Origin of the sequence: Ectobacillus ponti (genome assembly GCF_024294785.1) — a bacterium.
Lineage (GTDB): Bacteria > Bacillota > Bacilli > Bacillales > Bacillaceae_G > Ectobacillus > Ectobacillus ponti.
This window is the reverse complement of the sequence record NZ_JANCLT010000001.1, coordinates 224,991-240,248: the sequence shown is the minus strand read 5'-3', so window position 1 is coordinate 240,248 and position 15,258 is coordinate 224,991. Positions and strand designations below refer to the sequence as shown.

The window sequence follows — 15,258 nt, the reverse complement described above, 5'->3', positions numbered from 1 at the left end:
AGGTTGCGTCATGAGCAAAATCATTGGTATTGACTTAGGTACAACGAACTCTTGCGTGGCAGTTATGGAAGGCGGCGAGCCGAAGGTTATTGCAAACCTGGAAGGCGCGCGCACAACTCCATCTGTTGTTGCGTTCAAAAACGGTGAGCGTCAGGTTGGTGAGGTGGCGAAGCGCCAAGCGATCACAAACCCGAACACGATCATGTCCATCAAGCGTCACATGGGTACAAACCACAAAGTGACTGTGGAAGGAACAGATTATACACCACAAGAAATTTCCGCCATTATCCTGCAACACTTGAAGTCCTATGCGGAAGAGTATCTGGGCGAAAAGGTAACAAAAGCGGTCATCACGGTTCCCGCTTACTTCAATGATGCTGAGCGTCAGGCAACAAAGGATGCCGGCCGTATTGCAGGCTTGGAAGTAGAGCGTATCATTAACGAACCGACAGCGGCTGCGCTGGCATATGGCATGGATAAGGCAGACGAAGAGCAAAAGATTCTTGTATACGACTTGGGCGGCGGTACATTCGACGTGTCCATCCTCGAACTGGCTGATGGCACATTCGAGGTAATCGCCACTGCCGGTGACAACCGTCTGGGCGGCGACGACTTTGACCAAGTGATCATTGATTATTTGGCTGAGCAATTCAAGAAGGAAAACGGCGTGGACCTGTCCCAGGACAAAATGGCGCTGCAGCGTCTGAAGGATGCGGCAGAAAAGGCGAAGAAGGACCTGTCCGGCGTATCCCAGACACAAATTTCCCTGCCATTTATCTCTGCAGGCCCTGCAGGACCACTTCACCTGGAAGTGAGCCTGACAAGAGCGAAATTCGAAGAGCTGTCCGCGCACCTGATCGAGCGCACATTGGGGCCGACTCGCCAAGCGCTTCGCGATGCGGGCATGTCTGCAAGCGAACTGGATAAAGTCATCCTGGTTGGCGGTTCTACACGTATCCCTGCTGTGCAGGAAGCGATCAAGCGCGAAACAGGCAAGGAGCCGTTCAAAGGCGTAAACCCTGACGAAGTTGTGGCACTTGGCGCTGCGATTCAGGGCGGCGTGCTTGCCGGCGATGTAAAAGGCGTGCTGCTGCTTGACGTAACTCCGCTTTCCCTTGGCATTGAAACAATGGGTGGCGTGTTCACGAAGCTGATTGAGCGCAACACGACAATTCCAACAAGCAAATCCCAAGTGTTCTCCACGGCGGCAGACAACCAGCCGGCAGTAGACATTCATGTTCTGCAGGGCGAGCGTCCAATGGCGGCTGACAATAAGACACTGGGCCGCTTCCAGCTGTCCGACATCCCGCCGGCACCGCGTGGCATTCCGCAAATCGAAGTTACATTTGACATCGATGCGAACGGTATTGTAAACGTGCGTGCGAAGGACCTTGGCACAAACAAGGAGCAAAGCATCACAATTACTTCTTCTTCCGGCCTGTCCGATGACGAAGTACAGCGCATGGTGCGTGAAGCGGAAGCAAATGCGGAAGCTGATAAGCAGCGCAAGGAAGAAGCGGAGCTGCGCAACGAGGCAGACCAGCTTGTATTCCAGACTGACAAGGTGCTGAAGGACCTGGAAGGCAAGGTTGATGCAGCGGAAGTAAGCAAGGCGAACGATGCGAAGGATGCCTTGAAGGCAGCCATCGAGAAGAACGACCTGGCAGACATCCGCGCGAAGAAGGATGCCCTTCAGGAGGTTGTGCAGGCGCTGTCCGTGAAGCTGTATGAGCAAGCGGCGCAGGCACAGCAAGCACAAGAAGGCCAAGAGCAGGCTGCGGGTGCGAAGAAGGATAATGTTGTGGATGCAGAGTTTGAAGAAGTAAAAGAAGATAAGTAAGATCAAGAGAAGAGTCAGAGTCAAGAACGCCTTGGCTTTGACTTTTTTCATGAGTGGAAGAGCGGCTGGGCTGGTTTCGCTTTTCGTGATGTCCAGCTGCGGCAGCCAGCCTCCGCTTTTCGGTTGCAAATCTCTTTTATTCGGTGATACAATTACCTTTATGTGAAAGGAGTCGGGTTGGTTTCTATGAGCAAACGAGATTACTATGAAGTGCTTGGCGTAGGCAAAACAGCCACGAAGGATGAAATTAAGAAAGCATACCGCCGTTTGGCGAAGCAATACCATCCGGACGTCAGCACAGATCCAAATGCGACTGAGAAATTTAAAGAAGTACAGGAAGCCTATGAAGTGCTGAGCGATGATACGAAGCGCCAGCAATATGACCAATTTGGCCACGCGGGACCGCAGGGCGGCGGCTTTGGCGGTTTCGACGGCGACTTTGGCGGCTTTGGCTTTGAAGATATATTCAGCTCCTTCTTTGGCGGCGGGGGCAGACGGCGTGACCCGAATGCGCCGCGTCAAGGCGCGGACCTGCAGTACTCAATGGTGCTGAGCTTTGAGGAAGCGATTTTCGGCAAGGAAACTGAAATTGAGATTCCAAGCGATGAAACGTGCGATACATGTCATGGCTCAGGCGCGAAGCCGGGCACACACAAGGATACATGCTCCCACTGCGGCGGCTCCGGCCAAGTCAGTGTGCAGCAAAATACACCATTTGGCCGCGTGGTGAACCGCCGTGCATGCGAGCACTGCCAAGGAACAGGGCAGATCATTAAGGAAAAATGCACAAAGTGCCACGGTGCGGGCAAAGTGCGCAAGCGCAAGAAAATCAGTATCAAGATTCCGGCCGGTATTGATGACGGCCAGCAAATCCGTCTGTCCGGCAAAGGCGAGGCAGGCGCGAACGGCGGGCCGCACGGCGATCTGTATGTGGTGGTCCGTGTCAGATCACACGAGTTCTTTGAGCGCAACGGAGATGACATTTACTGTGAAATGCCGTTGACCTTCACGCAGGCCGCACTTGGCGATGAGGTGGAAGTACCGACAGTGCACGGCAAGGTGAAGCTGAAGATACCGGCGGGCACACAGTCCGGCACGGAATTCCGTCTGAAAGGAAAAGGCGCGCCAAACGTGCGCGGCTACGGACAGGGCGACCAGTATGTCATCGTCCGTGTGGTAACGCCGACAAAGCTGAACGCCAAACAGAAAGAGCTGCTGCGTGAGCTGGCAAATGGCGGCGAGGACCTGCACAAGGACCACAGTCTGTTCGCCAAGCTTAAAAGAGCCTTTAAAGGGTAATACTGGTAGGAAAACAGGCGCCTTCATTCCGCGGAATGAGGGCGCTGGTATAGGAGAATCTGTATGAAATGGTCAGAGGTGAGCGTCCATACGACGCAGGAGGCAGTTGAGGCTGTTTCCCATATTTTGCACGAAGCAGGCGCCAGCGGTGTTGCGATTGAGGACCGCGCGGAGCTTACGAAGGAACGCGAGAATGTGTATGGTGAACTGTACGCGCTGCAGGCGGCCGATTACCCTGAAGAAGGTGTCCGTATTAAAGCGTACTTTCCGGTAACAGAGGAATTTGACGACATGATCGTGAATGTACGGGGGGCCATCCAAGTATTGTCCTCCTTCGGAATTGACCTTGGCGCGGGCACTGTGACTTGGAAGGAAGTCCGTGAAGAGGATTGGGCTAATGCCTGGAAGCAGTACTATCACCCGATTAAGGTATCCGAAACCTTTACAATCGTGCCGACCTGGGAAGAGTATAAGCCAGAGGCGGAGACAGAGAACATTATTGAACTGGACCCGGGCATGGCGTTTGGAACAGGGACGCATCCAACAACAATTATGTGCATTCGTGCATTAGAAAAAACCGTGCAGCCCGGTGACTCCATCATTGACGTGGGAACAGGCTCCGGTATTTTGGCTATTGCAGCAGCAAAGCTTGGGGCATCCGCCGTGCAAGCCTACGACCTGGATCCGGTAGCGGTGGAAAGCGCCCGGGCAAATGTGGAGCTGAATCGCGTGTCCGATATGGTGACTGTGGGACAAAACAGCCTGCTTGAGGGAATTGAAGGCCCAGTTGATCTGATTGTCGCAAACCTGCTGGCAGATATCATCTTGCTGTTCCCGCAGGATGCGGCGCGGGTGGTGAAGCCGAACGGGCTGTTCATTACATCCGGCATTATTGAAGCCAAGCAGCAGGATGTGACAGAGGGCTTGACAAAGGCCGGCTTTACGATTGAAGAAGTGCTGAAAATTGAGGATTGGGTGGCGATCATCGCCCGCAATTCCGACCGGTAAGGTGAGAGCATGCAGCGTTATTTTGTAGCCGAAGAGCAATTGCAGGACGAAGTCATTACAATAGAGGGCGACGACGCACATCATATCGTCCGCGTCATGCGGATGAAGCAGGGAGATGGGCTGTATGCCTGCGTGAACGGCAGAACAGCTCTTTGCTCAATTGCTGAAATTACCAATACAACTGTAAAAGCGGCTGTTGTACAATGGATTGAGGAACAAAATGAACTTCCCGTTTCTGTCACGATCGCAAGCGGACTGCCAAAAGGAGACAAGCTCGAGCTCATTATCCAAAAGGGCACGGAGCTGGGGGCAGCCGCCTTTTTGCCGTTTCAAGCAAGCCGTTCCATCGTGAAATGGGACGACAAAAAGGGAAGCAAGAAGACAGAGCGTCTTATAAAAATTGCGAAGGAAGCAGCGGAGCAGTCGCATCGCAGCAGGGTGCCGGCAGTAGAGACGCCGGTTTCCTTCAAGCAGCTTCTTTCCATAAGCAAGGATTTCGACGCTTGCATCGTTGCTTATGAGGAAGAGGCCAAGCAGGGTGAGAAGAAGAGCTTTGCCGGGACTTTGGAAGGATTGCAGCCGGGAAGCAGGCTTCTCGTTGTATTCGGGCCGGAGGGCGGTTTAACAGAAGAAGAGGTGCGGCAGCTGAGGGAGCAGGGAGCTGTCCCATGCAGTCTCGGGCCGCGCATTCTACGTACCGAAACAGCACCACTTTATGCATTATCCGCTGTTTCCTACTATTTTGAACTAATGGGGTGAGACTATGGCAACTGTTGCGTTCCATACACTTGGCTGTAAGGTGAACCACTACGAAACAGAGGCAATCTGGCAGCTTTTCAAAGAAGCTGGCTATGAGCGCACGGAATTCGAGCGTACTGCCGATGTATACGTGATTAATACATGTACAGTAACAAATACAGGCGATAAGAAGAGCCGTCAGGTCATCCGCCGTGCAGTGCGCCAGAATCCGGATGCCGTGATTTGTGTAACGGGCTGCTACGCGCAAACATCTCCGGCTGAAATTATGGCAATTCCGGGTGTGGACATTGTAGTCGGCACACAGGACCGCGTGAAGATGCTGGATTACATTGCGCAATACCGCGAAGAGCGCCAACCGATCAATGCGGTTGGAAATATTATGAAAGCCCGTATGTATGAGGAACTGGATGTTCCTTACTTTACGGACCGCACTCGTGCATCCTTGAAAATTCAGGAGGGCTGCAACAACTTCTGCACCTTCTGCATCATCCCTTGGGCGCGCGGCCTGATGCGTTCCCGTGAACCGCAGGAGGTCATCCGCCAGGCACAGCAGCTTGTGGATGCCGGCTACAAGGAAATTGTGCTTACAGGCATTCATACAGGCGGCTACGGCTCTGACATGAAGGACTACAACTTGGCCATGCTCCTGCGCGATTTGGAAGAACAGGTGAAGGGCTTAAAGCGTCTGCGTATTTCTTCTATTGAAGCAAGCCAAATTACAGACGAAGTCATTGAGGTGCTGCGCAATTCCAAAGTGGTTGTGCGCCATCTTCACATTCCGATCCAGTCCGGTTCTGATACCGTGCTGAAGCGCATGCGACGCAAATACTCCATGGCATTCTTCAAGGAGCGGATTGATCGCTTGAAGGAGGCACTGCCGGGCCTTGCCATTACATCGGATGTCATCGTCGGCTTCCCTGGCGAAACGGATGAGGAGTTCATGGAAACCTTTACCTTCATTCAAGAAAACCGTTTCTCTGAGCTGCACGTATTCCCGTACTCCAAGCGTACCGGCACACCGGCAGCGCGTATGGAAGACCAGGTGCCGGAGGAAGTGAAGAATGAGCGTGTGCATAAGCTGATTGCGTTGTCCGATCAGCTGGCGAAGGAATACGCCTCTGCTTTTGAAGGCGATGTGCTGGAGATCATTCCAGAGGAGCCGTTCAAGGAAAGCGACGAGGAAGGTTTATTTGTCGGCTATACGGACAATTACCTGAAGGTTGTCTTTAAAGGAAGCGAAGACTTGATTGGCGAGCTGATTAAGGTGAAAATTACAAAGGCTGGTTATCCGTATAACGAAGGGCAATTCGTGCGCATTTTGGACGATATGGACGTGGCGGAAACGGAAATTGCCAGTGCGTGAGCATGCAACATAGGTTGCATGCTTTTTCTTTTGGAAGCCATATCAAAACAGGCTGTAGGGAAAGGGTGCGCATGTTTGGTGTAGGAACAGCAGAATAGGGAAAAACTAGGATGGGAAAATACTGTTTCATGTGATATAATGCTATCGGTTTAGGTTGTCAGACAACTAACAATACATAGGGGGCAATAAGCATGAACTATGCAAAATTGATTGACCACACTTTATTGAAAGCGGATACGAAAAAGGATGCCATTGTGAAGCTTTGCCAGGAAGCGAAGCAGCACCACTTTGCTTCAGTTTGTGTCAATCCAACTTGGGTGGAAACGGCAGCCCAGCTTTTGCAGGGCAGTGATGTCAAGGTTTGTACCGTAATTGGCTTCCCGTTGGGAGCAAATACGCCGGAGACAAAGGCATTTGAGGCGCAGGATGCCATTACAAAGGGTGCGACGGAAGTGGATATGGTCATCAACATCGGTGCCCTAAAGGATGGCAACGATGAGCTTGTGGAGCGCGACATCCGCGCTGTTGTTGAGACAGCAGCTGCCGGCAGAGCCCTGGTGAAGGTAATCATCGAGACGAGCCTGCTGACAGATGAGGAGAAGGTACGGGCTTGCCAGCTGGCGGTCAAAGCAGGAGCAGACTTCGTAAAAACGTCTACAGGCTTCTCTACGGGCGGCGCTACAGTGGAGGATATTGCGCTTATGCGCAAGACAGTCGGTCCTGACATCGGCGTGAAGGCATCCGGCGGCGTGCGTGATGAAGCAGGCATGAAGGCCATGGTGGAAGCAGGGGCAACCCGCATTGGCACGAGCTCCGGTGTTTCTCTTGTGAGCGGCCAAGCGGCTACGACAGACTATTAAGAAGAACGGAACAGACACTTTTCGCGCTGTTTCTGTACGCAGGCCGGGGAATCTCCCGTACCTTTTTTTCGGGGAAGAGAGTTGCCAAGCAGAACAGAATGTATTATAATCGTTAAAGACATGCTCAAAGAGTGTTCTTTTTGCATGGTGTAAGTTAAGATGCAAGTGGATGTTTCGGAGGGAGGGAAAGAACAATGTCTAAAACAGTCGTTCGCAAAAACGAGTCTTTGGAGGATGCACTTCGTCGTTTTAAGAGAGCCGTTTCTAAAACTGGTACGCTTGCGGAAGCAAGAAAGCGCGAGTTTTATGAAAAGCCAAGCGTAAAGCGCAAGAAGAAATCTGAAGCGGCAAGAAAGCGTAAATTCTAAGAGAGGGTGTACTTATGAGTCTTCTCGATCGTTTAAACGATGACATGAAACAAGCGATGAAGAACAAAGAGAAAGAAAAGCTTTCCGTCATTCGTATGGTAAAGGCTGCCTTGCAGAACGAAGCGATCAAGCTGCAGCGCCCGCTCACTGATGAAGATGAGCTGACTGTGCTGACACGTGAAGGCAAGCAGCGAAAAGACTCCCTCCTTGAATTTGAAAAAGCGGGTCGTGAAGACCTTGTTGATAAGATAAAAGGCGAAATCGCTATTTTAGAGACATACTTACCGGAGCAGCTGACAGAAGAAGAGCTGACTGCCATCATCCGCGGGGTGATTGAGCAGCTGGGCGCATCCTCCAAGGCTGACATGGGAAAAGTGATGGGTGCCGTTATTCCAAAGGTTAAAGGGAAAACGGACGGTTCTTTAGTGAATAAGCTTGTTTCACAATTGCTCGCATAAAAGCGTCTCCTCCGGGAGGCGTTTTTTTGTGCAGTCCGGCTTCAGCAGCCTCCCCGAATGGCTTGTGATTGGGGAGGCTGCTGACGCTTTTTGTGCTTCTTTTTTACTCCCTGTGTTCATACATATGAGATGAGAGGGGGTTCTTCATGAAGAGATTGCATCAAGTGAAGGATTGGCTGATGAAGAAGATGGACCTTCCCGCAGATGTGCTCATGGATCTGCCGAGGATTACGATGGTCGGACAGATACATATCTATATAGAAAATCATCGGGGCTTGCTCGTGTTCTCGGATACAGAAGTGCGCCTGCTCTTAAAGCAGGGGCAGTTGTTAATAAGAGGCAACTCCTTTGTCATCAAGACGATACTCCCAGAAGAATTGTTGCTCGAAGGAACAATTGAACAAGTACTATTCTTGAATGAATAAGGGAGGAGAAGCATGAAAAATCAATGGTTTACCACCTTTCTCGGACATGTCAGGGTGCGTCTGCAGGGAGTCGGGTCGGAGCGGTTTGTAAACGATTGTGTCCGAAGGGGAATCTATGTATGGAATATAAAAAAGACCGGGAGTGAAGCCCTTACTTTCTCCATGCTGCTGAAGGATGTGAAGAGGCTGCGCCCGATCTACCGAAAGCATGATTGTGACTTAAAGTTTGTTGGGAGGCGCGGCCTGCCGTTTTTGGGGCGGCGGCTGCTGAAAAACAGCGGCTTCCTCATTGGGTTTGTCGCCTTCTTTGTGTTTCTCGTGCTGTTGTCCAATATGGTCTGGAAGATTGAAATAGAGGGAGCGAAGCCGGAAACAGAGTATCTGGTGCAAAAGGAATTGGAGCGTATGGGTGTTTCCACAGGAAAGCTGCAGTTCCGGCTGCCTGACATTGAAACCGTGCAGCGGTCGCTTACGAATAATGTCAACTCCATCACATGGGTGGGGGCAGAGCTGCGCGGAACAACATTCTACTTTAGCGTTGTGGAGAAGAATGAACCGGAGCCGGAGAAAGCACTGCGTCCGCAAAACTTGATTGCCAGCAAAACGGCAGTGGTGAAAAAGATTTTAGTGGAGGATGGAAAGGTAATGGTGGAGGTGCAGCAGCTTGTGAAGAAAGGGCAGCTGCTGGCATCCGGTCAGTACGGCCGGGAGGATAATCCGACGATTATCCCCGCAAAGGGTGTTGTGTTTGGTGAAACCTGGTACGAGTCCAATATTGAAGTCCCGCTGAAGAGCACCTTTCGGGTGTATACAGGAGAATTTTTTAAGAGACACTACATAAAATTCGGGGATTTTGAGATAAAAGTGTGGGGGTTTGAGAAAAATAAGTACAAGCGTTATCAAGAGGAACAAGAGGTCCACTATGTCAATTTCCTCAAATGGAAGCTTCCTGTTGCCTATAAAGAGGTAACGGTGCGCGAAGAGGAAGAGGCCGGCCGCCAGTATACAGAGAAGCAGGCTGTCGAGGTCGGGAAGGAAATGGCCCGGGAGGAATTAAGGAAGAAACTCCCGGAGAAAGCCACCATCACGGGAGAAAAGGTTTGGCACAAAGAGCTGAATAATGGTAAATTAAAGTTATCGTTACACTATACGGTAATTGAGGATATTGTTTCAACACAACCAATACGACAATCCAAAAACCAAGGAGATTGAGGAATGGCCGAGCAATTAACAGAGCTAAGTCAACAAGTAGAGAACCACAACGAAGCGGCAGCGCTTTTTGGTGTACATGATGCCCATCTGAAGCTGATTGAGCACGAGCTGAATGTTTCCATCATTACACGCGGGGAAACTGTGCGTGTGTCAGGTACAGAAGAAGCAGTAGGGATTGTGGAAGAAGTCCTGCAGCGTTTGCTGGCTGTCATCCGCAAGGGTGTATCTATTTCAGAGCGTGACGTTGCCTATGCCGTACAGCTTGGACAAAAGGGAAAGCTGGAGCATTTTGAAGAGCTGTATGAAGAGGAAATTATGCGCAATGCCAAGGGCAAACCCATTCATGTGAAGACGATGGGCCAGCGCCAGTACGTCTATGCCATCAAAAAGAACGACCTTGTCTTTGGAATTGGCCCAGCGGGAACGGGCAAAACGTATCTGGCTGTTGTAATGGCAGTGCGTGCCTTAAAGAACGGCTATGTGAAGCGGATTATTCTGACGCGCCCTGCTGTAGAAGCCGGAGAGAGCCTCGGATTTCTGCCTGGTGACTTAAAGGAAAAGGTGGACCCGTATCTCCGTCCGTTGTATGATGCCCTGCATGATGTGCTGGGGCAGGAGCATACACAGCGTATGATTGAGCGCGGCACGATTGAAATTGCTCCGCTTGCCTATATGCGCGGCCGTACTTTGGATGATTCCTTCGTCATTCTGGATGAAGCACAAAACACAACAGGAGCGCAAATGAAAATGTTCCTGACGCGTCTTGGCTTTGGTTCCAAAATGGTAATTACAGGGGATCCGTCCCAAGTGGACCTGCCCAAGGGCGTGAAATCAGGCTTGACGCTGGCAACCTCTGTCCTGCAAAATGTACCGGGCATTTCCTTCCAGCGTTTGGAGCAGTCCGATGTCGTGCGCCATCCGTTGGTGCAGCGTATTATTCAAGCATATGAAGAAGTGGAATGACCCCATTGCGGGTCATTTTTTTATCTGTCAGCGTTCTGTTGGCGGCCAGAACCTCCCTTCGGATGGATAAATGGGCTGCTTCGGCTCTTCTGGTGTCCAGCTGCGGGGGCAGGCTCCCTGCCAGGGAAGAACCCCCGGCACAAAAAGGCAAAAAGCGCCTTTTCGACCGAGGAACCTTCCCTTCTGGGAGCCGGGCGAGCCCCCGCCGCTTTTCGATGTGTCCAGCTACAGCATCCAGCCATCTGCCAGGGAGAACCTGCCCGCATAAAAGGCAAAAATCGCCTTTTAGCGGCCAGAACCTCCCTTCGGATGGCTAAACGGGCTGCTTCCGCTTTTCGAGGTTGGCATGGATGGGTTTTTCTACTATCATAGGAGGAGAACGTATTTTGGGGAAGGGGAATGTACTGCCACTATGTTCAAGTCGAAACGGCTTCTTTTCAAGATGCGCCAGCTGCATCAGTCCAAGCTTGTCGGCGGAATTTTGTATGTCCTCCTCGGGACGGTCATTTTCCTGGCCCTTGTTGGCAATGTGCGGCCTGATGAGCTGGATGTAAAGCTGTTGTCCATTGCCAAAAAATCCATCCACTCACCGGTTACGATTGAGGATAAGGTTACAACGGAGCGCAGAAAGCGTGAGGCCGCTCAGACAGTGGAGGATCAATATACATATCGTAGTGAGTACAAGCAAAATCGCAGTGAGATTATAAGTTCCATCTTTGAGGCGGTTAAAGAAGTGCAGGATGAGGACAGGCTGAAGGAAAAGCTGGAACAGCAGCCGCCTGCGGCTCTGCCGGTACAGCTGGACAAGCTAAAGGAGAAGCTGCCTGCCGATGTGCTGAAGAGCCTGTCCAATGAAGTGCTGCAGCAGCTCTTGAAGGCCTCGCCTGACCAGTTGCTCGTCGCCAAGGAATCCACCTTGACAGCGGTGAATAATCGCATGAGCACACATATCAAAATTCATGAAGTGAATCGGGCGCGTGAGCAAATCGCGGACGAATTGCGCTATGCAAATGTGAACAGCGGGTTAAAAACGGCAATTATTGAAATTGGGCAATATGCCATCGTCCCAAATTATGTGTTTGACCCGGCTGCGACTGAAGAGCGAAGAAAGGTGGAAATGGATGCTGTCGAGCCTGCTTATATTTTGCAGGGGCAAATTCTTGTGAAGCAAGGGGATACTATTACCCGGGAAGTATACGATCAGCTCAAGCTGGTGGGGCTGCTGGACAACGGACATGCCTTTCAGCCGTTTCTCGGCTTGATGCTGCTTGTCGGGGTGCTGCTCTTCTTCCTGGTGCGGCAATTTGTTATTTTCTTCAAAAATCACCGGGAGGATAAGCCGTATGTGATGGCCTATGTTCTCATTGTCACGGTAACCATTATTGTGATGAAAACATTGAGCCTATTCCAAAACGTCGAACTGACAAGCATTGGCTATGTCATGCCGGTGGCAATGGGGACACTTCTGATTAAGCTGATGATCGGCGACCGTTTTGTTGTTCCGACCAGCATTTTGTTCTCAGTGTGCGGCAGCATCATGTTCAATGAGGGAATTACGAGCACCTTCAACTATGCAGTTGGTCTATACATGCTGATCAGCTCCTTGTCTGTCAGCGCTTTCTTAACCGATAAATACCGCCGCAGCCCGATTTTGCGGGCGGGCTTGCTCGTCTCATTGGTGAACGTGCTGACTGTAGGCGCCATCCTGCTGCTGCGGAGCGGCCACACTTCGTGGACGGAGGTGGGTCTCCATCTTCTGATGGCGGCTGCTTCCGGAATTATTTCGTCGATCTTGACCATGGGGCTGCTGCCGTATCTGGAAGGAGGGCTGGGCATTGTGTCCACGATGCGTCTGACTGAGCTTGCAAGCCCTAATCATCCCCTGCTCCGCAAAATTTTGCTGGAAGCGCCGGGAACGTACCATCACAGCATTATGGTTGCCAATTTATCGGAGGCTGCCTGTGAAGCAATCGGCGCCAATGGCCTGCTTGCCCGTGTCGGGGCATACTACCACGACATTGGCAAAACCGTACGGCCCCAATTCTTTATTGAAAATCAAATGGGTCAGCTGAATCCCCATGATCAGCTGACGCCTGAAATGAGCCGGGATATTATTCTTGCGCATGTGACGGACGGAGTGAAGCTGCTGAAGGAGCATCGGATTCCGCAGGAAATTGTTAAGATTGCTGCACAGCATCATGGAACAACCCTGCTGAAGTATTTTTACTATAAGGCCTCAAAGCAGGACAAGGAAGCTTATACGGAAGAGATGTTCCGCTATCCGGGACCCAAGGCGGATTTCAAGGAATCTGCTGTTGTCGGCATTGCCGACAGCGTAGAAGCGGCTGTCCGCTCCATGGATGCCCCGACACCGGAGCAGATTGAGCAGCTGGTGGAGGGGATTATTGCAGACCGCCTGCAGGACGGACAGTTTAATGAGTGTGAATTAACCTTTAAAGAGCTGCAGATTGTGCGCAAAGCTCTATGTGAAGCCTTGAATGGCATTTTTCATTCCCGCATTACCTATCCAACGCTGTCAAAAGAGAAGGTGAAATAATGACAAGATTAATCATTGATTTCTTTGATGAAACAAAGGAAGTAACAGAGGAACAAAAGGACACCATTCAGAGCCTGCTGCAAACAGCGGCTGAGATTGAAGGTGTAGAGGAAGGAGCGGAAATGTCTATTACATTTGTGGATAATGACCGCATCCAAGAGCTGAACCGCGAGTACCGCGATAAGGACAAACCAACCGATGTCATCTCATTTGCCATGGAGGATGAGGTGGAAGGAGAGCTGCAAATCGTGGGCGAAGAATTGCCGCGCGTGCTGGGGGATATTATCATTTCCATTCCCAAGACGAAGGAACAGGCGGAAGAATACGGACATTCCTTCATGAGAGAGTTGGGCTTTCTCAGTGTACACGGCTTCTTGCATCTCCTTGGCTATGACCATATGACAGAGGAAGAGGAGAAGGACATGTTCGGCAGGCAGGAGGAAATTCTGAATGCCTTCGGACTGCAGCGATGAACCGGTCTTCCTTGACCAGAAGCTTTCTCTATGCAATCCAGGGAATCGTGGCCTGTATCCGTACGGAGCGGAATATGCGGATCCATTGCACGGCCGCTGCTGCGGCTGCTGCGTCAGGAATTTACTTCCATATCACGAGAGAGGAATGGCTGGTCCTGCTGCTGACAATCGGAGGGGTAATCAGCCTGGAGCTGGTGAACACAGCCGTGGAAAAGGCCGTGGATTTGGTGACGGAGAAGCCGCACCCGTTGGCGAAATTCGCCAAGGATGCGGCTTCAGGGGCTGTGCTTGTCTTTGCCTGTCTGTCTGTCGTCATCGGCATTTTGATTTTTGCCCCGTATATTAGAACCTAAGAGAGAAGGAAGAGAATATGAATATGCAAGAGCTCGTCCAAGAAGCAGTCGAGGCACGCAAACAAGCCTATGTGCCATATTCTAAATTTGCGGTGGGTGCCGCCCTGCTGACGGCAGACGGCAAAGTGTACCGCGGCTGCAACATTGAAAATGCCGCTTACAGCATGTGCAATTGTGCAGAGCGCACGGCAATCTTTAAGGCTGTTTCTGAAGGAGAAAAGAAGTTCACGGCTATTGCTGTTGTAGCGGATACGGATCGTCCAGTGCCGCCGTGTGGTGCTTGCCGTCAGGTTATGGTAGAATTGTGTCAGCCTGAAACAAAGGTATATTTAACAAATTTGAAGGGCAATCTTCTTGAAACGACGATAGAAGGACTATTGCCTGGAGCTTTCTTACCGGAGGATTTACATGAATAAACAAGGATACAAATCTGGCTTTGTCAGCATCATTGGCCGTCCGAATGTCGGGAAATCAACATTTCTAAACCGTATAATTGGACAGAAGATTGCGATCATGAGCGATAAGCCGCAGACAACACGCAACAAAATACAAGGTGTGTACACGGAAAATGAGGCGCAAGTCATTTTTATCGACACACCCGGTATTCACAAGCCCAAGCATAAGCTTGGCGACTTTATGGTGAAAATTGCACAGAATACACTGAAGGAAGTGGACGTTGTCCTCTTTATGGTGAATGCGGCAGAGGGTCTCGGGCGCGGGGATGAGTATATCATTGAAACGCTGCAGCAGACGAAACGGCCGGTGTTTCTTGTTATCAACAAGATTGATCAAATCAGTCCGGATGACCTCCTGCTGCTGATTGATAAGTACCGCACGCTCTATCCATTCGCAGAGATTGTGCCGATTTCCGCTTTGGAAGGAAATAACGTAGATGCTTTAATTGGCGCGATTAAAAAGTATCTGCCGGAAGGGCCGCAATATTACCCGGCTGACCAGGTGACGGATCACCCGGAACGCTTCATCATCTCTGAGATGATCCGGGAAAAGGTGCTGCATCTGACCCGTGAAGAGGTGCCGCATTCTGTTGCTGTGGTCATTGACGCGATTGAAAAGCGTGGTGGGGGCGCAGTGTATGTGAATGCTACGATTGTAGTCGAGCGGCCTTCACAAAAGGGAATCATCATTGGCAAGCAAGGCAGCATGCTGAAGGAAGTCGGCAAGCGCGCCCGCCAGGATGTGGAACTGCTGCTTGGTTCAAAGGTATTTCTGGAGCTGTGGGTGAAGGTGCAGAAGGATTGGCGCAATCGCATGTCCCAATTGCGTGACCTCGGCTTCCGGGAAGATGAGTATTTGTAAAAA

General features: G+C 51.1%; 16 protein-coding genes. All 16 read left to right on the top strand.

Annotation, left to right across the window (positions count from 1 at the left end):
* Nucleotides 1-10: 10 nt before the first annotated feature.
* The 16 genes from dnaK to era all read left to right on the top strand — a co-directional run bounded on the left by dnaK (nucleotide 11) and on the right by era (nucleotide 15,255).
* Nucleotides 11-1,840, top strand: coding sequence for a molecular chaperone DnaK (gene dnaK / locus NK662_RS01325; protein ID WP_254756573.1), 1,830 nt, complete (start codon nucleotides 11-13; stop codon nucleotides 1,838-1,840).
* Between the two features lie 186 nt (nucleotides 1,841-2,026).
* Nucleotides 2,027-3,139, top strand: coding sequence for a molecular chaperone DnaJ (gene dnaJ, locus NK662_RS01320; RefSeq protein WP_254756571.1), 1,113 nt, complete (start codon nucleotides 2,027-2,029; stop codon nucleotides 3,137-3,139).
* A 63-nt stretch (nucleotides 3,140-3,202) separates the two neighbouring features.
* A complete protein-coding gene (gene prmA, locus NK662_RS01315) occupies nucleotides 3,203-4,147 on the top strand; it encodes a 50S ribosomal protein L11 methyltransferase (RefSeq protein ID WP_254756569.1) in 945 nt (314 codons plus the stop codon).
* A 9-nt stretch (nucleotides 4,148-4,156) separates the two neighbouring features.
* The gene (locus NK662_RS01310) at nucleotides 4,157-4,906 is read left to right on the top strand and encodes a 16S rRNA (uracil(1498)-N(3))-methyltransferase (protein WP_254756567.1); all 750 of its coding nucleotides are present in this window, start codon (nucleotides 4,157-4,159) and stop codon (nucleotides 4,904-4,906) included.
* A gap of 4 nt (nucleotides 4,907-4,910) precedes the next feature.
* Nucleotides 4,911-6,269, top strand: coding sequence for a tRNA (N(6)-L-threonylcarbamoyladenosine(37)-C(2))-methylthiotransferase MtaB (mtaB, locus tag NK662_RS01305; RefSeq protein ID WP_254756565.1), 1,359 nt, complete (start codon nucleotides 4,911-4,913; stop codon nucleotides 6,267-6,269).
* A gap of 185 nt (nucleotides 6,270-6,454) precedes the next feature.
* Entirely contained in the window at nucleotides 6,455-7,129 is a 675-nt protein-coding gene (deoC, locus tag NK662_RS01300) for a deoxyribose-phosphate aldolase (RefSeq protein ID WP_254757419.1), read from the top strand.
* Nucleotides 7,130-7,323: 194 nt separating this feature from the next.
* Entirely contained in the window at nucleotides 7,324-7,497 is a 174-nt protein-coding gene (rpsU, locus tag NK662_RS01295) for a 30S ribosomal protein S21 (protein WP_129727313.1), read from the top strand.
* A gap of 14 nt (nucleotides 7,498-7,511) precedes the next feature.
* Nucleotides 7,512-7,955, top strand: a complete 444-nt coding sequence (locus NK662_RS01290) for a GatB/YqeY domain-containing protein (protein WP_254756563.1) — start codon at nucleotides 7,512-7,514, stop codon at nucleotides 7,953-7,955.
* A 146-nt stretch (nucleotides 7,956-8,101) separates the two neighbouring features.
* On the top strand, nucleotides 8,102-8,380 hold the full coding sequence (yqfC, locus tag NK662_RS01285; protein WP_254756561.1) for a sporulation protein YqfC: 279 nt from the start codon (nucleotides 8,102-8,104) through the stop codon (nucleotides 8,378-8,380).
* Between the two features lie 12 nt (nucleotides 8,381-8,392).
* Nucleotides 8,393-9,592, top strand: a complete 1,200-nt coding sequence (gene yqfD / locus NK662_RS01280) for a sporulation protein YqfD (RefSeq protein WP_254756559.1) — start codon at nucleotides 8,393-8,395, stop codon at nucleotides 9,590-9,592.
* 3 nt (nucleotides 9,593-9,595) lie between these two features.
* On the top strand, nucleotides 9,596-10,555 hold the full coding sequence (locus tag NK662_RS01275; protein WP_254756557.1) for a PhoH family protein: 960 nt from the start codon (nucleotides 9,596-9,598) through the stop codon (nucleotides 10,553-10,555).
* 412 nt (nucleotides 10,556-10,967) lie between these two features.
* A complete protein-coding gene (locus NK662_RS01270; RefSeq protein WP_254756555.1) occupies nucleotides 10,968-13,112 on the top strand; it encodes an HD family phosphohydrolase in 2,145 nt (714 codons plus the stop codon).
* Nucleotides 13,112-13,585 (top strand): rRNA maturation RNase YbeY, encoded by a 474-nt coding sequence (ybeY, locus tag NK662_RS01265; RefSeq protein WP_254756553.1) that lies wholly within the window; start codon nucleotides 13,112-13,114, stop codon nucleotides 13,583-13,585. Before NK662_RS01270 ends, ybeY begins: the two co-directional genes overlap by 1 nt.
* Nucleotides 13,582-13,938, top strand: a complete 357-nt coding sequence (locus NK662_RS01260) for a diacylglycerol kinase family protein (protein WP_254756551.1) — start codon at nucleotides 13,582-13,584, stop codon at nucleotides 13,936-13,938. The genes ybeY and NK662_RS01260 overlap by 4 nt, the downstream gene beginning before the upstream one ends.
* Nucleotides 13,939-13,955: 17 nt before the next feature.
* Nucleotides 13,956-14,354 carry a cytidine deaminase gene (locus tag NK662_RS01255; RefSeq protein ID WP_254756549.1) on the top strand — a complete coding sequence of 133 codons (399 nt, stop codon included), beginning with the start codon at nucleotides 13,956-13,958 and terminating at the stop codon, nucleotides 14,352-14,354.
* On the top strand, nucleotides 14,347-15,255 hold the full coding sequence (gene era, locus NK662_RS01250) for a GTPase Era (RefSeq protein WP_254756547.1): 909 nt from the start codon (nucleotides 14,347-14,349) through the stop codon (nucleotides 15,253-15,255). The genes NK662_RS01255 and era overlap by 8 nt, the downstream gene beginning before the upstream one ends.
* The last annotated feature ends 3 nt before the right edge of the window (nucleotides 15,256-15,258 follow it).